Annotated in this window: 19 protein-coding genes, 1 other RNA gene and 1 pseudogene; 6 read left to right on the top strand and 15 right to left on the bottom strand. The window is 43.0% G+C overall.

Translation table 11 applies throughout. The features are described 5' to 3' along the window. Position 1: 1 nt before the first annotated feature. Entirely contained in the window at positions 2-280 is a 279-nt protein-coding gene (locus KKZ03_RS21095) for a 4Fe-4S dicluster domain-containing protein (protein WP_243218719.1), read from the bottom strand. A gap of 90 nt (positions 281-370) precedes the next feature. Next, positions 371-1,876, bottom strand: a complete 1,506-nt coding sequence (gene nifB / locus KKZ03_RS21090; protein ID WP_243218717.1) for a nitrogenase cofactor biosynthesis protein NifB — start codon at positions 1,874-1,876, stop codon at positions 371-373. Between the two features lie 425 nt (positions 1,877-2,301). On the opposite strand from nifB, the gene KKZ03_RS21085 reads away from it, so the two are divergent. The 3 genes from KKZ03_RS21085 to ssrA all read left to right on the top strand — a co-directional run bounded on the left by KKZ03_RS21085 (position 2,302) and on the right by ssrA (position 4,318). Further along, positions 2,302-2,916: a phosphoribosyltransferase gene (locus tag KKZ03_RS21085; protein WP_243218715.1), complete on the top strand. Its 615-nt coding sequence runs from the start codon at positions 2,302-2,304 to the stop codon at positions 2,914-2,916. Between the two features lie 661 nt (positions 2,917-3,577). After that, a complete protein-coding gene (locus KKZ03_RS21080; protein WP_305852358.1) occupies positions 3,578-3,790 on the top strand; it encodes a cold-shock protein in 213 nt (70 codons plus the stop codon). Positions 3,791-3,940: 150 nt separating this feature from the next. Then, positions 3,941-4,318, top strand: a transfer-messenger RNA (tmRNA) gene (gene ssrA / locus KKZ03_RS21075). Between the two features lie 371 nt (positions 4,319-4,689). Here the strand turns inward: ssrA and KKZ03_RS21070 are convergent. Genes KKZ03_RS21070 through KKZ03_RS21060 form a run of 3 tightly spaced genes read right to left on the bottom strand, consistent with a single transcriptional unit; the run spans position 4,690 to position 5,541 of the window. Then, a complete protein-coding gene (locus KKZ03_RS21070) occupies positions 4,690-4,854 on the bottom strand; it encodes a hypothetical protein (RefSeq protein WP_243218714.1) in 165 nt (54 codons plus the stop codon). Continuing rightward, complete coding sequence (locus tag KKZ03_RS21065; protein WP_243218713.1) at positions 4,851-5,396, bottom strand: BRO family protein; 546 nt, start codon at positions 5,394-5,396, stop codon at positions 4,851-4,853. Before KKZ03_RS21065 ends, KKZ03_RS21070 begins: the two co-directional genes overlap by 4 nt. Before the next feature lies 1 nt (position 5,397). Then, on the bottom strand, positions 5,398-5,541 hold the full coding sequence (locus KKZ03_RS21060) for a hypothetical protein (RefSeq protein WP_243218711.1): 144 nt from the start codon (positions 5,539-5,541) through the stop codon (positions 5,398-5,400). Positions 5,542-5,828: 287 nt separating this feature from the next. Between KKZ03_RS21060 and KKZ03_RS21055 the strand changes: the two genes are divergently transcribed. Next, positions 5,829-6,287, top strand: a complete 459-nt coding sequence (locus tag KKZ03_RS21055) for a hypothetical protein (RefSeq protein WP_243218710.1) — start codon at positions 5,829-5,831, stop codon at positions 6,285-6,287. Next, on the top strand, positions 6,280-6,618 hold the full coding sequence (locus tag KKZ03_RS21050; RefSeq protein ID WP_243218708.1) for a hypothetical protein: 339 nt from the start codon (positions 6,280-6,282) through the stop codon (positions 6,616-6,618). Before KKZ03_RS21055 ends, KKZ03_RS21050 begins: the two co-directional genes overlap by 8 nt. Here the strand turns inward: KKZ03_RS21050 and KKZ03_RS21045 are convergent. Genes KKZ03_RS21045 through KKZ03_RS21020 form a run of 6 tightly spaced genes read right to left on the bottom strand, consistent with a single transcriptional unit; the run spans position 6,615 to position 11,165 of the window. After that, positions 6,615-7,526, bottom strand: coding sequence for a hypothetical protein (locus tag KKZ03_RS21045; RefSeq protein ID WP_243218706.1), 912 nt, complete (start codon positions 7,524-7,526; stop codon positions 6,615-6,617). The two genes, KKZ03_RS21050 and KKZ03_RS21045, sit on opposite strands and share 4 nt — an antisense overlap. Beyond that, the gene (locus KKZ03_RS21040; protein ID WP_243218705.1) at positions 7,511-8,203 is read right to left on the bottom strand and encodes a hypothetical protein; all 693 of its coding nucleotides are present in this window, start codon (positions 8,201-8,203) and stop codon (positions 7,511-7,513) included. The genes KKZ03_RS21045 and KKZ03_RS21040 overlap by 16 nt, the downstream gene beginning before the upstream one ends. After that, positions 8,200-8,751 carry a hypothetical protein gene (locus tag KKZ03_RS21035; RefSeq protein ID WP_243218704.1) on the bottom strand — a complete coding sequence of 184 codons (552 nt, stop codon included), beginning with the start codon at positions 8,749-8,751 and terminating at the stop codon, positions 8,200-8,202. The genes KKZ03_RS21040 and KKZ03_RS21035 overlap by 4 nt, the downstream gene beginning before the upstream one ends. After that, positions 8,748-9,467: a hypothetical protein gene (locus tag KKZ03_RS21030; protein ID WP_243218703.1), complete on the bottom strand. Its 720-nt coding sequence runs from the start codon at positions 9,465-9,467 to the stop codon at positions 8,748-8,750. The genes KKZ03_RS21035 and KKZ03_RS21030 overlap by 4 nt, the downstream gene beginning before the upstream one ends. Further along, positions 9,467-10,012 (bottom strand): hypothetical protein, encoded by a 546-nt coding sequence (locus tag KKZ03_RS21025; RefSeq protein WP_243218701.1) that lies wholly within the window; start codon positions 10,010-10,012, stop codon positions 9,467-9,469. The genes KKZ03_RS21030 and KKZ03_RS21025 overlap by 1 nt, the downstream gene beginning before the upstream one ends. Before the next feature lies 1 nt (position 10,013). Beyond that, a complete protein-coding gene (locus KKZ03_RS21020; RefSeq protein WP_243218700.1) occupies positions 10,014-11,165 on the bottom strand; it encodes a hypothetical protein in 1,152 nt (383 codons plus the stop codon). 1 nt (position 11,166) lies between these two features. Between KKZ03_RS21020 and KKZ03_RS21015 the strand changes: the two are divergent. Then, positions 11,167-12,692, top strand: a pseudogene (locus tag KKZ03_RS21015) (IS3 family transposase). 85 nt (positions 12,693-12,777) lie between these two features. On the opposite strand, the gene KKZ03_RS21010 reads toward KKZ03_RS21015, so the two are convergent. The 4 genes from KKZ03_RS21010 to KKZ03_RS20995 are packed head-to-tail and all read right to left on the bottom strand — an operon-like array spanning position 12,778 to position 16,549. Next, a complete protein-coding gene (locus tag KKZ03_RS21010) occupies positions 12,778-14,535 on the bottom strand; it encodes a phage tail protein (RefSeq protein WP_243218699.1) in 1,758 nt (585 codons plus the stop codon). Next, positions 14,536-15,060, bottom strand: a complete 525-nt coding sequence (locus KKZ03_RS21005) for a phage tail protein (protein WP_243218698.1) — start codon at positions 15,058-15,060, stop codon at positions 14,536-14,538. Beyond that, complete coding sequence (locus tag KKZ03_RS21000) at positions 15,060-16,232, bottom strand: baseplate J/gp47 family protein (RefSeq protein WP_243218697.1); 1,173 nt, start codon at positions 16,230-16,232, stop codon at positions 15,060-15,062. The genes KKZ03_RS21005 and KKZ03_RS21000 overlap by 1 nt, the downstream gene beginning before the upstream one ends. Next, positions 16,229-16,549, bottom strand: a complete 321-nt coding sequence (locus KKZ03_RS20995) for a DUF2590 family protein (protein ID WP_243218696.1) — start codon at positions 16,547-16,549, stop codon at positions 16,229-16,231. The genes KKZ03_RS21000 and KKZ03_RS20995 overlap by 4 nt, the downstream gene beginning before the upstream one ends.

Raw genomic sequence — 16,549 nt, 5'->3', positions numbered from 1 at the left:
GTCAGTGGGACTGTAATTCCGCCATGGCTTCAGCCATTTTTTCCGGCGGAATACCAGTTAAAGAACCGGGCGGGTTAATCGCTATTCCAAACGAATCCAGAATTGCTCCTTCAATTGGGCAAATACTGGCACATTGAAAGACCGGAAAATCACCTTCACATTCGGTGCATTTTTTAGGGTTTACCAAAAAATGCGGTTTGGCCTCATAAATTGCGTTACTGGGACAAACCGGCTCACAGGCAAAACAATTAACGCAAGACTCAATAATTTTTACTGCCATAACAGACTCCTAAAGCATTTACGCGAAGTTGGAGCTTCGCCTTCCTGGTTCCCAAGCTCAAGCTTGGGAACCAGCGTATTTATAGTTTTGTTATGCACTTGCGCGGATTACCTCAGATATTACAGCCAACTTACCGGCTGTTGCCATTTCTTTATAGACGGCCAGCACGGCTTCTTCGATAGGTTCCATGGCATGTTCACCGTTGGGGGCGATACCGGCTGCTTCCAGCATTTCCCAAGGTTCATAACCGACTTTGGAACACAGTACCGCTTCGCAGCCAGCCAAAGCGCGAATAGTTACTTGCAAAGTGGTTTCACCATCGCCGCAAGACGTATCGCCACCACAGTATTGATCGGCTTTGCGATGACTGATAAAACGCACCCCGTCTGGCGAGGCTTCATAAATCAGAAATTCTTTGGCATGGCCAAAGTGCAGGTTAATCACGCCTTGCCCGCTGGTGGCTACCGCCATCAATACCGGACGTGTGGTCAGCTTGGGTTCTTGTTTTTGTTGTTGTGCTTTTTCAGATTTTTCCAAACGTTTACTGTCCATTTCAGCCTGTATGGCAAGGTGTATCACCTTGCGTTTTTCCATCGCGGCTTCATAATCAATTTCCATAACTTCAATCTTGTCCAGCGTAAATTCATCGCCGCGATCTTCACCCAACATACCCACGGCATCGGCCCGACATTGTCGGCAATGACGCATCATATTCATATCGCCGGAGCAGCTATCTTGCAGATCTTGTAATTCATCAGGTGTTGGACCTCGTTGCCCCATCACGCCATAAAAAGTCCCGTGTTCCGGTTCGGAAATCAGCGGCATCACATTGTGTAGAAATGCACCTTTGGCTTTGACGACTCTGCTGACTTCAGCTAAATGCTGATCGTTAACACCGGGAATCATTACCGAGTTAACCTTAACCAGAATGCCTTTGGCAATCAGCATTTCCAGACCCTTTTGCTGTTGTGCAATCAGAATTTTCGCGCCTTTTACGCCTTTAATGCGTTTGTTATTCCAGAAAATCCACGGATAAATTTTTGCGCCGATTTCAGGATCAACGCAATTAATGGTAATAGTGACATGATCAATATTATGCTTGGCTAATTCCTCTACGGATTCTGGTAGAGCCAAACCGTTAGTTGATACGCACAATTTAATATCCGGGGCTTCAAGACTTAAACGCCTGAAGGTCTCAAAAGTACGCTCAGGATTAGCCAAAGGATCACCGGGACCTGCAATACCCAATACAGTCATTTGCGGAATATTGGCCGCCACAGCCATGGTTTTTTTAACGGCCTGATCCGGCGTCAGCACTTCAGAAACGACGCCGGGACGTGATTCATTTGAGCAATCATATTTACGGTTACAGTAATGACACTGGATATTGCAAGCGGGAGCAACCGCCACATGCATCCTTGCAAAGTAATGATGTGCATCTTCTGAATAACACGGATGATTCTGTACTTTTTCCCGTATTGAATCAGGCAGCGAATCCATTTGATTTTCTGAAGTGCCACACGAACTGGCTGCACAACCACCCTTAGCCTCATGCTCTGCGTGGGAAGGGGTATTGTTTAATACTGGCAATTGCATGGTCTTGACCTCGTAAGTGTATTTACAATAAGTAAAAGCACAGGTCATGCCAACGCTGGAATTTTATTTTATATTATTGATTTATATTATTTTTTTGTTTTTTAAATGAAAAAATTGTCGTAAACGTAACAGTCATTTTTTCAGGTTTTGTTATTAACAGCACAATAATTATACGAGCAACTTAACTTTAAACTGTCTTGTTTTAGATGGAGTCTGGCCGCAAAAAAAATCTCAAGCCTGAGGTTCATGTTCTTGCATAAATTGAATTGAAGACTGGAAAGATACGCGGTGCCAAGGTGCTAAAAATAGAGTAAAGTGCAAAAAAAGGGGGGGGTATTTGACAGACATAAAATTCCGGTGGAATTTTAGCGGTATTTAATTAAACGTCAGTTTCTTAAGTTGACTCAATTATCTTGAGGTTTTATATGAATCAACAAATGCTTTGTACCTTAATAACCTGGGATAAGGTTGACAGTTTATGTCGGCAACTGGTCGGTCAATTGCGTAAGGCAAATTGCCAGATTGACGGGATTGTGGCTATAGGCAGGGGTGGTTACGTTCCCGGTCGAATTTTGTCGGACATGCTTGGTATTTTTGATTTGACCAGCTTCAAAATTGAACATTATCAAGGTGCTTATAAACAACATGAAGCCTTTGTAAAATATTCGTTAAACACCGATATTAGTGGGCGAAATATCCTGCTACTGGATGATGTTTCAGATAGCGGCGATACTTTTGCCGTTGCATTGGATCATGTTATGCATTGTGGTACGGTAAAAAAATTATGTACGGCAAGCCTGCACTTTAAAACGGTTTCCACTTTTATTCCCGACTTTTATGCCGAGACTGTCAACGAATGGCGATGGCTTATTTATCCGTGGGCTGTCAATGAGGATTTATCGAGCCTGATTACAAAAATGAAGCTTGATAATCCTGATGTGAGGCAGCTACAGCGTTTATTCAAACAGCGACATGATATCAACGTGACTTACTGTCAGATAGAAGATGCTTTGGTCTTGCTCCAAGGCGAAAAAAAGTAAATTAAGGCTTTGATACCAGTACAGTTAAGTCCATCTGCAACTAAGTCTGGTTGATGCCAGAAAAAGATGGCGGTAAATTGGGTTCAGGGTTCGGTTGATTTAAGCTCTCGATAGATAATATCGCGTGTGTTTAATGACAAGGTATTACAATCCTATTAAACTACCAGCAGTAATTTTATAAATATAAGCAAGCGTTATAAACGTTTAATAATGAAGGTGTAATCGCATGAAAAAAATAAAGTATATGTTAGTTTTGGTTTTTATCATCTCAGGATGTGATGATATGAAAATGGACAGGAAAGTAGCCAAACAAATGACTTTAGTAGAATCAGTGGGGCTAAGTGTTTTGGTATAGAAAATCAGGGGATTATGCCTTGGTCCGCAACAAAAAATTCGCTACGCACAATCTTGCAGTGACTCACGTTAGGTTACTTTAAAGCCAATCGTTAAAACTTGTTTGCTTGGCCAGTTAAAAATATAATTTGACATTGATGAATAACAGCTTAAAATACACATCAGCTTGAAAATAAGATTTACCCTCTGCTTACCATTTCGATGTCTCTTTTGTAGTTTCTCGTCCTGTTTTTCATTTTGTAATTTCCAAATTTACCTGCTTTACTGGCCTTAACGGCTTTATTATTTAATATTTATAGGATTCATCATGTCTACAATTACAACTGGTACCGTCAAATGGTTTAACTCTGATAAAGGCTTCGGTTTTATCGAACAAGCATCAGGTCCTGACGTTTTCGTACATTTTCAACAAATTCAAAACTCAGGCGGCTATAAGTCTCTTGATGAAGGCCAAAAAGTACAGTTTACTGTTACTCAAGGTCAAAAAGGCCCACAAGCAGAAAACGTAACCGTTATCTAAGTGCCGAACATCTGTTGCTGCGCACTGGGTGCGCAGCAACAGAATCTAAAAATCAAAGATAGTTTACAAAAACAGCCAGCTCATTTATTATGTTAGCTGTAAAATAGAACTTCTTGATAAAGGCTAAATCTTTTAGCCTGCAAACCACAAGGGGGCGACATGGCTTCGACGTGGGTAGCAAAACCTTAAGCGCATGCCGAGGACAGTACACCTCGTAAAATCTACTGAAACTTAAGTATTCGCAAATGACGAAAACTACTCAATGGCTTTAGCTGCTTAAACACAGCACCATTCCTTTGACCATCTGTGCTTATGCGGGTGGAGTTCGGTTCGCTGAACGTTCAGAGGTCATTTACATAAGATCGCGTTGAAATCCGTCCGGTGTGGATGCGCTAAAACTTTACGGAATCGCTGATGATTTTCTTGGCTCGACGGGTAGTCATTAGCTAAAATAAAGAGCGAGATAAGCATGTAGACCTTAAGGCGGAGTGCTTGCGGACGGGGGTTCAATTCCCCCCGCCTCCACCATATAACTCATTGATTTATAAGGATAATTTAGATTTATAAGTTAATGATTGGCGGTAAAGTGGCGGTTCAACTTTTTCTGAACCACCACTTTCTGTTCAAATATTGCAATCATTCGATTGCATTTCAAAAGTAAAAAAAACCACCAAAACCCCACTAATTAAGGTTCCTTCAGGAATCATAGACACACTAAAGTTGTGCGCTCGATATTTCAATGCATAAAAAAAATGCAAAAACATCGCGGGTGAGGAGGAGTGATTTTCAGCCGGCGGCTCTGGGGTACTATTGCACCGATTTAGTGCGGCCTGAGTGATTGGCGGTTGGTGGTGGTAAGGCGGTACTGAAGCCGAGTGATTAGCCCGGCTATGAGGTTGTTAGTGGGACAGGTTGGCTTGTAGTTGCTTAATCAGGATGTTAAGCAGGCAGTAGATTTGCATAGATGTAATGGTTTCTTGTTCGACAGCAGCCGCAATACCTTGGGCTGCGCCTTCCAAGGCATGAAGGATCTGCTCGGTCTCTATTTGTTGTCGCTTTTTCATGATTGCTCACCAAATAGATCAACCTGGTCATGAGTCAACGCTATCCAATTATCTGGTGGTATAGGTTGGTTGACAATGTTACAGAGACGGCGTAGTTGGTCTTGCAACAGTTTACGTCGGTAAGCGTTCTTGGTTTGGATGATTTGCAGGGACAGAGTATCAATCTGTTTGGCGATGTTGATCTGGTCTTTGATGTCGATAGTACCAAAGAAACCGGTTTTACGTATTTCAGGCAGAACGGTTTCGCAAACCCAATTGGCAAAGTCTTTGGCTTTGGGTTTATTCGAGCGGAAGATCAGGTGATAAAGACCGGCTTCGTTGATGAAATAGGCTTCTCTTTCGCCTTTTATGGTGGTGAGTTTTACCACCATAAACCAGTTTTCAGGCATATTATCTAGGGTGTGTCCAGTCCATTCAATATCAAGTACTGTGCAAACGTCTTTAGCGCAGAACCACACTTCGCTGTGCTCGTCAGTGGCGGTGCGGATGTCCGAATCGGTAAACTGGAACGGGTTGGCTAGGGTTTTTAATTGATGATTCATGTTACACCTCCCGAGTTAAAGCCGGTGGCAACAGCAGGGCGCGAATCCCACGGATGGCGCGTTGATAACGGATTTGAAACAGACGGACAGGGGTTTTATGGTGTGTCGATGCTACGGACAGTAGCCAGGTTAATAGCGTATTCATGGATTTCTCCTTGATTGTGGTTAATTACCACCGACCGGAGCTGTCAAACTTAGGGCGGTGGATGATGTATCGGGTTGACAGACCGGATCAAGGACCGGCGAGCCTTTCGGCTCCCCAATACACCACCCACCATAACGAATGTGGAGGCATAAAAAAAGCCATGAACCTTGATAGGCACATAGCTGCTGCGCCTTGATAATCGGTCTGTCAAAACCGTCTCTCGTTTTTTGCGAAAGTGTGAGTAGGGTAATTGTATTTTTTTAGTTTGTCAACTTGAGGAGGTTGGTATGAGTACAGATGAAATATTTTCTTTTTTAAAAAATATGTGGGATCCGAGGCTTAAAAGGCATCTTCAGCTGATTGTTCCGAGTGTGAGTTATTCCGATATGAAGGGTGACTTAAATAATGGGCATTGGGCTTATAGCGTTACTTATAGTTTCCGCGATGCACTTGATATTAGCTATGATCAACGGATGAAAGATAAAAAACCTTATATGATCTGGACTCAAGGACCGAAGATATATTTTAAAGAGGGCGATTTACTGAGTTCTACTAAAGGTTATCCTACTTTGCAAGTACGCTCATCATCCCCTATGACATGGGATGAACTTAAAGGTGAAATGAATCAAGGTGAGGTTACGTATGATATTTTTGACGATATAAAGTATGGTCATTATATTGAGCCAAAAATTGTTAGCCAGATGGACTTTTTGAGGATACTTATTGATGGTGTGAGTAGTGAATAGCCCAGATATAGCGAGTTTAACCCAATTGATTAAAGCTTTCGATTTGTCGCTTCGCCCAGATACCATTGGTGCAGCTCTGGTTAGAGTAGGTGTTTTGCGTGAGGTTAGTTATTTATCAACAACTGGATCTGGTAAAGAAAAGAGTTTTCGTGAGATTTCCCCAGATTTTCTTGAGTTCGGGGTTAACCGTTTGACAATGCATGAATTTAAGACTGAGCCAAGATTTTATCTAAATCGTTTCCCTGATTTAGTCGGAATAGTGACTGATCAGTTAGTTAAAGAAGCCCAAGGAATGATTGTAAAACTAGTTGTAGGGAAAACTACTAACTAAACCAAGGGAGTCGTCTCAGTAATCCCATCCAGCCGGACTTTAACGGCATTGGTATTCGTTTTTACCGCGTTAATATTACTGGCTTGAACAGGTGCGGCGGTATTGCCACCGCCACTTTGTACTCCGGAATGGGTGTGGGTCGATAAAACCGTACATAGCGTCATCACCAGATCCATTAACTCGGATAACTGCTTTAAAACATTCTCGTTGGTTGAGCCTACCCAATGCTTTGGCGCTATCGAATGCACTTTGGTTTTGCTAATGCTATTCAAATCACCAACGGCACCGATGTCAAAGCGCTCACCACTCATCATCTCCATACCCATATTAGCCAACAGCTTTTTAATGCCGCCAATAGTTTCGGTGGCATTAGTATCAACTATTATGGTGCTAACACCAAAATGGTCATCATGTTCTGTTGCGGTGCTGGTCTTTTTTAGGCTACTGTCTGACATCGTGCCATCTGTTATCCGCTGATGATTACCGTCTTTATCGATAGTCTGATAACTTTGTGCAGAGTGTTGGGTACGCAGCTCACCACGCTCGATTGGTATTTGACTACGGCCATGCGGAAGAATACAGCGAATAAACGGTTTATTGGGACTGCCATAAGCAAAGCCAATCTCTACCCACGTGCCATTTTCTGGAAATGAGCCGGTACCGCTTTCGTGACCAGAACCTTGCCCTGGTAAAGCAACATCCTTTAAAACAGGAAACTTTTCATCAGGTTCACCGTGTTCAGTCAAAACTTGTATATCAACTGCCATTACCGGTCTAAACTCGTCACAGATTTCACCACCTTTAGGCGTTTCCCTGGCACCAACCACTTCGGCAAAGCGTGGTAGATGATAACCACCAGCCAGTTCCGGGTAAGCTTTTTGGACCATGCGTTTTATTGCTGCTTCCATTTCAACCCCATGTGATTACTGCTAAAGTCAATTTGACTGATGATATTGCCATTCAGACTAACACCTGGTCTTAACACCGGTATTGCCGCAAGTTTGGCGCTGTTTGATAAATGCTCAGTGAAAAAATCTGTTGATAGGGTCATTGGTTTATCTGCATATCGGGAATCATCCCAACTACCGGCATAAATCACGCCATCACCTTGTTGTTGCCATAGATAGTTTGGTATTTTAAATACCCGTTCCATAGACTGCATGGCCTGATAACCATTACCCAAATTATAAAAATTGGCTACTTTAGTCATGCTGTAGTCACCATTTCCGATACTAAATGTCAGTCCGGTTTTTTTATGAATCTCGGTAATAACCTCCAGCATGGTTACATGCCGCAAATCCAGTGCGAGTGGTGCAAACAGCGTAGCGGATAACTCTCGACAAAACAGTTGTTGCCGACGATCAACGGTGTTAACAGTATCAATAAATCCCAGGAAAAAGCGCTGCATCGTATCATTAATGCCATAACCGAAACTAAAAGAAACAATTTGTTTTGCTGTTATGGGCTTATCTCCGGCATCAATTAAAAATTGTGCGCGCCCAGGTGAATCCAAATCCAGTAATATTCTGTCTTCAATAACGGGATAGGACACATTGTTGATATTGAGTTGCCGGCTTAATCTCATGATCCACCCAATCGGGTATCAAAGTCTTTTACGATTTTCTCAAATGGCGTTAATTCAATAGCCTGATCAGTAATAGGTGTAGTTGTTGTTGCAGTCGTCTGGCCATTTACTGAGGTTCCCTTTGCCGTTTGAGACTGAACCTTTTTCTCAGCCTGTCTGGCTTCTTTCTTCTCGGGTACTGACTCATATTCGGTTAACGAAAAATTAATACTCCAATCCTCGGTACCGTCATTTTCTTTAATAGACAACGTTTCAGTAAAATTAACTTTACGCATACCAACTGCATTGGCTGTTTGATTGATGATATTGTAAATTTCACGCTCACCAGAACTGTTTTTAGCTTCAGCCATTGTAACTATCGACTTTAAATCGGCTTCATCACTAAATTTAATGGTTAATTGCACCTTTAAAGACTTAGCTTTATCGCCTTTTTCTGCCTTTGGTGTATGACTACTATTACCACTCATATCTTCACTGGCCAGCGATAAATCAACAGATACTTTTTGTCCATAACCCGGTATTTTGGTGCCGTTTAAATGAATACTCATACAATAACCTCCCGTAAAAGCGCCAATTCTGCTGGTGTCCCCGTAAATAACAGTATTGCTGTCAATGTATAACGATGATCAAGCATGTTTTGTGTCATAGCATTAGCAATATCGCTATCAGCATAAAACCGCCAACCTGCACCGCCTGAAAAATTGTCTTTTGATGACGTTAATGCAGAAGAAATAGCCGTTAAAGCCGCTGTTTTTTTGCTTTCAAAGTTTGTTAGATTACTTAAGGGGCTTGATAATCCAAATTCTGTTGCGGCTGATAAGGCTTGTTGAAGCAATGCCGATTTTCTTAGATCCGCTATAGCACCAAGTCCAGACATTGACATTGCTTGTGTGGCAATAGTACCGGCGGCTTTCGGCAGATCAAATTTGTTAGACTCTAAGGTTATCAGTCCCCGTGCTTTTCTTGCTAATGCACTTAATTCATTAACCGGAAATACCTGATTTAATGCCTCAAGATCATTGGCAAAATCCGTTAAATTTGATGCTGAAACCGCAATACCTAAGGCAGCCTGTTCTGTCGTTAAGGTTGTTACCAGTGCATTTACCGCATTAGGAAAGCTTAGGTATCGATAATGTCCGGTTCCTTCTCCCACACCTGATATCCATGGATGTACCAGGCGTTTTTTGATACTGCCGCCTGATTGGCTATCAATCGAGTCGGCATTACCAGTGGGTGGAGTTATGGTTAGTGGTGTCCAGGTCATTACCAGACGATAGCATCAAGTGCGGCTTGGGTAGTCGCTTCTGAAATAGCAGATAACTTATTTTCATATATTGTTTGCTGTGCTTTGATATGTGCTGAGAAAGCCAGACCAACCTCCTGAATCTGTAGCTTGGTATGAATTAATCGCGCCCAATTACCCATATTATCTTCACACCAGAATTTATATTCATCAGTAGCTCCAGGTAATACTGATTCAGTAATCAAGCCGATCATATTAGTTTGATCGTTTGGCTTGCTTGGGTATTCATGCTGTGCGCCTAATGCCGATGAATAAAATCCCGATACAATTTGATCGTGACAGGATTTATCGAGCGTGGCTATCTGTGATATTTTTGCATTATCAAGTATCTGCTCAGGAGAATCCTGAATGATAACTAGCGCCCCATTAACAACATCAATGCTGCTAAAATCCACAGATAATGCAATTAAATAAGTTTCGTTATCAATAGTTATTAAATCGTCAGGTAAATTATCATAATTTATCGATTCCGGATAAAACCCTTTATTTTTTAAGCTAAATCGCATCTTAATACCCTATTGCTATGAAAAACATGCTGTTGGTTTCTGGTGTCATACCTGTGTACCAGCCGCGACCTATCGTGCACCCGGTCTTGCTAAAATCAATTATCAGCGCCCAGTTATCTATAGTTGATGACGTGGCTTTTGGTGTTGCCACAACATTTAAGCAAGCGTTTGGGAATGCCATCGCGAATCCGCAATAACTCTGCGTATCACTCTGAATTCCTTGTGACACACCCCACTGAATAACTAACCCACCAAGCCACGACGGGAATTTAATGTACCCGTTAACTCCATAACTAGCCGTAAGTCCTGCTGATGATGCAATATTAGCCATTGCGCTGCGAATCCAGTTGGTCGTGGCTATCCGGTAAGAGTTGTCAGAGTCAGTGGCCTGTGTTGATGTCGGTGTGCTAGTAAAGGAAGGGGAATTAAGCGGAGCTTTATTGTTTATATTGGTTTGTAATATATTATCTGCATTAATGCGATTCTGCTGTTCAGCAAAATCTTGATCGTATCTAAATTCACCTTCTGCAATTACAGCATTTGATATGGCATCGTTACGGTTAGTAACTTCATACCCAATGTGCTCGCTTACAACGTTATGTACAAACCCAGTTGTTGCTACAAGGTTATTTGATACTGTATTTCCATGTGTAGGGGAAGCCAGATTGACCAGAACATTAATCTGGCTTGAGGTAAACTGCATAGTAGCTATGTTATTATTAGCTACTGAAAAAACACCATCGCTAGTGTGATAAAACCCAGTATCTGGAGAGCCATCATTGGCGAAAGATAAGCCAGGTCGTGAAAGTGATCCTTCTGGTATAGTCACGGTGCCAGTAAATGTTGGTGACTCAATGGTTGCTTTAAAGCCATCTACAAATTGTCGTGTATTGATTTCATCGTCAAGTCGCTGCTGTACACCTTTATCCCATTCGTCTCGTGAGAATGCCTCTGCTGAAACTGCATTGTAAACAGCTGTGTTAACAAAATTAGTGGTTGCAACAGCGGTGTTATTTGATGTCTGTGCTTGAGTAGCACATTTAATTGTGCCATTAACATCCAAAGCAACTGTAGGAACAGCAACGCCTATTCCCCCCTGCGTCAGAATAGTTGTCGCCTCAAATTTTAAGAAAAAATAAAATTTGAGATTCAAAATGAAAAAATATAAAAGGTATTCAGTAGGCTTCAGAGAGCAGGCCCTGGTAAAAGTATACAATCGTGGTAATGACCAATCAGTTCAGTCCGTCGCAAACGAATTGAATATCCATTTAACAACCTTGAAGGCTTGGATGAAACAGAAGGAACAGAACGTCAAACCTGCACCCCGGAAATCAAAGCGTCCCGAGGATTGGAGTTCTGAAGAACGTTTTACCGCTTTACAAAAAACCTATAATTTGATCGGTGAAGACTTAAATGCCTGGTGTCGTGAACGCGGCGTTTTTATTCATCAACTGGAGCAGTGGAAAACAGATTTTTGTAGCCAGGGTGACTCAGTAGGCAAACGTGAAGAAGCGCGGATTTTACGTACATTGAAAGAAGAAAACCAAACTCTTGAGCGCGAATTATTACGTAAAGACAAGGCCTTGGCAGAGGCCGCAGCGCTGTTGGTGCTGCAAAAAAAGTTCCGTGCGCTCTTGGGGGGAGAGGTCGAATGACTCCCCACGAAGAGCGCAAGCAAGTGATTGTTTTACTGAATGAATCGGTAACAGCGGGGGCTCGCAAAGCTAAAGCCTGTGAGGTGCTGGGCCTGAGCGAACGGACCTTGCAACGCTGGCAGACCGGTGAGACGATTCACTGCGATCAACGCCCTTTGCGTGACTATCAACCGCCACACAAACTAACAGCAATCGAGCGCACCGAGGTGCTGACACTCGCCAATTCAGATGAATTTGGTCATCTGCCACCGAGTCAGATCGTGCCACGACTGGCCGACCAAGGCAGCTATCTGGCGTCTGAGTCGACCTTCTATCGCATCCTGCGCGAGGAAAAACAGCTTACCCATCGGCGTAGCGAACGGCCAGTTCAAATACGCACCAAGCCGCGCGCGGTCTGTGCTACAGCACCTAATCAACTGTACAGTTGGGACATTACTTATCTGCCATCACTGATCCGTGGACAGTTTTTCTATCTGTATCTATTTGTTGATATTTTCAGCCGAAAGATCGTCGGTTGGCAGGTATATGAAGAAGAAAACAGCGCCTTGGCTGGCGAATTGTTACGTGATCTTTGTCATCGTGAAGGTATACAGGCAGAACAGCTTATCCTGCATTCTGACAACGGCAGCCCAATGAAGGGATCGACTATGCTGGCGACCTTGCAACAGCTTGGTGTCATGCCTTCGTTTAGTCGGCCATCGGTTAGCAACGATAATCCGTACTCAGAATCGCTGTTTAAGACCTTGAAATATCGTCCTAACTATCCGCTAAAGCCGTTCGCCGATGTTACGGAAGCGCGTCAGTGGGTCACAAGCTTAGTGGAATGGTACAACCATGAGCATCGTCACAGCGCTATCCGCTTTGTTACACCAGCACAACGTCATGAAGGCTTGGACGACAAGCTTCTGGATAACCGTAAAGCCGTCTACAAAGCAGCACGTGCTAAACATCCGCAACGCTGGACTGGAAGCTCCCGTAATTGGGGAAAAATCCAGACAGTCCACCTTAACCCAGACAAGGCCTAAACAAAAAAATGCTATCAAGGAAGTGATTATTCAGAAAACAAACCAGAGTAAGATTTAACCGTCGATGCGACAACTACATTGACAATTACCGTATTCCGACCATGCCAGAATTTACGTTTAGTACTCTAACTCCATTAGATGCCAGTGAAATAAAACCATCCTGACTAGAAAATAAGCCGCTATCAGCATCGCCAATAAATGAATACCCCATGACAGTAATATCAGAGTCAATTGCTCCAGATTTTACTTGTATTGCTCCGTTTACTGTTAATTTTGCATCTGCATTTGAGGTTCCAATACCAACATTACCAGCTTGAGAAATATAAACTCTATCAGTATTACCAGTTGTCAGCGTTAGCGTATTATTACCAAAAGTGATTCCACCTTGAATACCAACTCCGTCAACATTGCGTTCCATGCTAAATGTTTCGGCCATCCAGCCGTCATTAGTATTTGCTGCGGTTGTTACCCTTCTATTTACGAAGCGTATGCCATCGGCTTTCCCGTTATTCCTGGGATTAGAAAAGTATGCCATGTTGACAGAACTTCCTGCACTCAACCCGGCGTAAGGTGCTTGGGAGATAAGTCCGTAATTTGTGGTCAGATCATTTACTACATGTAGTTTTGCCGATGGCGATGTAGTCCCCATCCCAATATTACCAAACGGACTAATTTGCATGTGTTCAGTACTGCCAAATGTAGCTCCAGCCGTTTTGAATATTATTTTTCCGGTACCATCATTTGTACCTATTTGGGCTCTGTATTCCTGATCCCCGTTTGATATGATTTCAAAATCATTGGAATTTGTTTTAAAACCTAATGTTGCGTAATAATCAATCCCGAACCTAAATCTAGAACCCTGTGGAATATGTAATTTTTCAAAAGGCGAAGGAACTCCGATTCCTAAATTACCATTGATGGCTTTATGTATTTGTCCTGCGCCAATGTCTAATACTGCTGTGCCAAGCGCTGTTAACGATGTAATATCATTGTTTACGCCTTTTTCAGCCCATATTTTATTGCTTATACGTAAATCCGATACCACGCCACCGGCATTAATATCTGTAATTTTGGCAAGATAATGCCGAAATCCGCTGGCGTCTGTGTAATCTGCCAACGTCGATGCTGTTGCTGTAAAACTAAATACTGGCGATACACCGTTAATATCGCCTTGCAAGCTGGCATCAATCCAGATTGATTTTGGCAGTCCCGTTACATTGATTGTTGATAGCGCTGCCTTGTCACATCGAATACCGCCCACATAGCCAATCCCGGCTGCAATGGCATAAGTTGATCCGGATTGCTGAGAAACCTTAAAGCCGTTGCCAAAAAATGCCGACTGTCCATAAATATCAAAGTTGCTTAACCTTTCCCGGTCATCGATCTGCAACAGCCTGGTAGTAAAATCAATCTGCCAGGTATTAACCGGTACCGTAATCGCTGTCGTAGCTGCAATACCAGAAAATACTACTAAAAAATTGCGCGTTAAATTGTTGCCGGGTACTGAGCCCACAGTTTTGCGCTTTTGCTGTGCTGGTATATGCGTGCATGCGACTAACTCACCGCCTACTGCTTTCAGCCCTATCCAGTTAAAATCATAATCACCAATGGTCGAATCTAGCGCTAATGAATATACCACCTGATTACTATTGACATAACCTTGATGCGTTACTGGTTGGATATCAACAATATTTTCGGCGAACGGCATCGAGGCAATTCTACTTGCCGGCTCTGCACCCAAGCCGGAGATATTTGCGAGTACAAAGTGTGTTATATTTAAAACTTGATTATTGCCTTGTTTAAAGGCAATCAGCTGTTCACCCGCTATGGTAATAAATGCCATTTAAACCCCCGCTACATCGTAGCTGTAAACATGCCCAACTGCCCATGCCGGGCTGGTAACGGGCACTGGTGTAATTACTAAAAATTCATAACGCCGACAAGTCCGGCCATAGGTTTCAACAATATTTTGTAGCAACTCTATGTTGTTCGATATCTGCGAGTCACTTAGACGCAACAGAACTACGTCCCAATCGACCGGATCAACCCGTTCCTGTATCTCTATATAGCCGATACCAAGGCGTGCAAAAATGGCGATAAAGCCCGCCTTGCTGCCGGCATCTTTGGCATTGATATAGGCAAAGCCAACCCGTTTACGGTACAACTCCAACGGCTCGTCTTTAAAACGCTGTATGTCACGCTGATAGGCTAATAAATTCAATATACCGATACTACAAGTCAGTGCATCAAACTGGGTTAAGGGCCATTGCAACAAGCTGGTGATCATTGCCCAGTAGGCGGTTGCTGCATCCCGCAGTTTTGAAAGCTCAACGCCTTCCAGCCAGAACGGTAATTTAATCGGCTCCATTATTCGGTTACCGATAGAGTGACAGTCAACGCCGATAGCGTCGGTACATTCAGCACCGAGATAATATCGATAAGATCAAAGGTGATGCTATGTATAGTTGCAAACTCTTTATGCAGCTCCTGAGTCAGTTTGCTAAATGAAAACCGGCTATATGGATAAGTCAGTGTTGGGCTGTAGGAGCGGTTTTCACGAAATGCCGCCCGAATAAAATTGTTAATATCGATCTGCAGCGTGGCTATCTGTGCTGCAGATAAAAAGTACTCATGCCAAATGTGTGCGGTTAATGCATGCGTCGTTTTAGGCATAGCATAGACTTTCAAGTCATCGCCGTGGCCGTGATGGCCCGAATCGGTAATAAAGGCATTGATGTCGAGAAGGTACTGGGTATCCGGTGCATCAAAATCAAACAGCACAAAGGCATTGGCAGTGCCTGGTCCACGTGGCGCATCGTGTTCAAACCAGATATCATCTATTTTTATACCGGGAAACTGACTGATCAGCGACTTATAAACGCTGTCAGTATGAAAGTTGGATGCGGTACCAAACTGATTGCGTACCCGGTCACGTAGGTCATTATCGGCCTCAGTATCGGTACCAGGTAAGGTTAACCATCCTGATATATTGCTCACATTGGTTATACCGGCAATAGGGACCGGCAAAATATTGTAATAGCCCATGGCCAAGTTGTATCTCTCACCGATATCGGCGGCTGTGCAGTTGACATCGACTGTTACCTGTTCTGCCAAAAATGCCGTAGGTGAATCCGTTATCATCGCGTAAATAAAGCCGTTAATTGACGCGGTTTGAATGATGGTACCTGCTGGTACAGTATAAGCAACATTAATGTCTGCACGGGTAAACGTGATCTTGCCCTGTGCCTTGCTTGGTAGCTTGCGTGTTAGGTTAACCGCCCAGGCGAGCAGTTCAAGCCACAAACCTGTTGCAGTCTGTACGAATGAATTGGGTAGTACTGTGCCAGCCATAAAGCCAATTAGCCACAACACCGGTTTAGTGATTAAGGCCGTGATTACCCGCCAGAACGGTGAATAGGCATTATCATTACTGATGGTGCTGCCTTGCGCTGTTACTTCTGCAGACCATGCATTTTCCAACTCTGACTGTGTCGTCGGTATTCCGCTATCGCTTAAAATCTTGTAAAAATCTACGCTCATAGTTCTACTCCAAATCTAAAAGTCCCGTATTTTTCAGTATCAGCACTAATAAAGAACAATTCAGCACCATTTCTAGTAATCTTTATGGTTCCTGGAACCAGTCGTAAATCATCTTCTATTTTTAGTTCAAGTCTTTGCATTAACAGTGCTACTTTAGCGTTGTCGCGTTCGCCAATACATGCCGATAATAAGCCGCAATCTCTGATTAAATGTTGGGTGTCTTGAATAATACTGTCACGATCACCCAAGAGAGTCGGTTCTTTTCCGGTATCGAGTATCAAGTCATTATTAGCAATGCGTAGATCGATGTAGTCCAT

It is taken from the genome of Methylobacter sp. S3L5C (genome assembly GCF_022788635.1).
Taxonomy (GTDB): Bacteria; Pseudomonadota; Gammaproteobacteria; order Methylococcales; family Methylomonadaceae; genus Methylobacter_C.
Note: the sequence above shows the minus strand (reverse complement) of the source record. Positions and strands in the feature narration are given on the sequence as shown.

Coding starts and splice junctions, on each gene's coding strand:
- KKZ03_RS21000 (WP_243218697.1), bottom strand. CDS start 16,232: ATGAGCGTAGATTTTTACAAGATTTTAAGCGATAGCGGAATACCGACG.
- KKZ03_RS21040 (WP_243218705.1), bottom strand. CDS start 8,203: ATGAGATTAAGCCGGCAACTCAATATCAACAATGTGTCCTATCCCGTT.
- KKZ03_RS20995 (WP_243218696.1), bottom strand. CDS start 16,549: ATGGACTACATCGATCTACGCATTGCTAATAATGACTTGATACTCGAT.
- KKZ03_RS21010 (WP_243218699.1), bottom strand. CDS start 14,535: ATGGCATTTATTACCATAGCGGGTGAACAGCTGATTGCCTTTAAACAA.
- KKZ03_RS21060 (WP_243218711.1), bottom strand. CDS start 5,541: ATGAATACGCTATTAACCTGGCTACTGTCCGTAGCATCGACACACCAT.
- KKZ03_RS21030 (WP_243218703.1), bottom strand. CDS start 9,467: ATGACCTGGACACCACTAACCATAACTCCACCCACTGGTAATGCCGAC.
- KKZ03_RS21035 (WP_243218704.1), bottom strand. CDS start 8,751: ATGAGTATTCATTTAAACGGCACCAAAATACCGGGTTATGGACAAAAA.
- KKZ03_RS21025 (WP_243218701.1), bottom strand. CDS start 10,012: ATGCGATTTAGCTTAAAAAATAAAGGGTTTTATCCGGAATCGATAAAT.
- KKZ03_RS21045 (WP_243218706.1), bottom strand. CDS start 7,526: ATGGAAGCAGCAATAAAACGCATGGTCCAAAAAGCTTACCCGGAACTG.
- KKZ03_RS21080 (WP_305852358.1), top strand. CDS start 3,578: ATGTCTACAATTACAACTGGTACCGTCAAATGGTTTAACTCTGATAAA.
- KKZ03_RS21065 (WP_243218713.1), bottom strand. CDS start 5,396: ATGAATCATCAATTAAAAACCCTAGCCAACCCGTTCCAGTTTACCGAT.
- nifB (WP_243218717.1), bottom strand. CDS start 1,876: ATGCAATTGCCAGTATTAAACAATACCCCTTCCCACGCAGAGCATGAG.
- KKZ03_RS21005 (WP_243218698.1), bottom strand. CDS start 15,060: ATGGAGCCGATTAAATTACCGTTCTGGCTGGAAGGCGTTGAGCTTTCA.
- KKZ03_RS21055 (WP_243218710.1), top strand. CDS start 5,829: ATGAGTACAGATGAAATATTTTCTTTTTTAAAAAATATGTGGGATCCG.
- KKZ03_RS21085 (WP_243218715.1), top strand. CDS start 2,302: ATGAATCAACAAATGCTTTGTACCTTAATAACCTGGGATAAGGTTGAC.
- KKZ03_RS21095 (WP_243218719.1), bottom strand. CDS start 280: ATGGCAGTAAAAATTATTGAGTCTTGCGTTAATTGTTTTGCCTGTGAG.
- KKZ03_RS21070 (WP_243218714.1), bottom strand. CDS start 4,854: ATGAAAAAGCGACAACAAATAGAGACCGAGCAGATCCTTCATGCCTTG.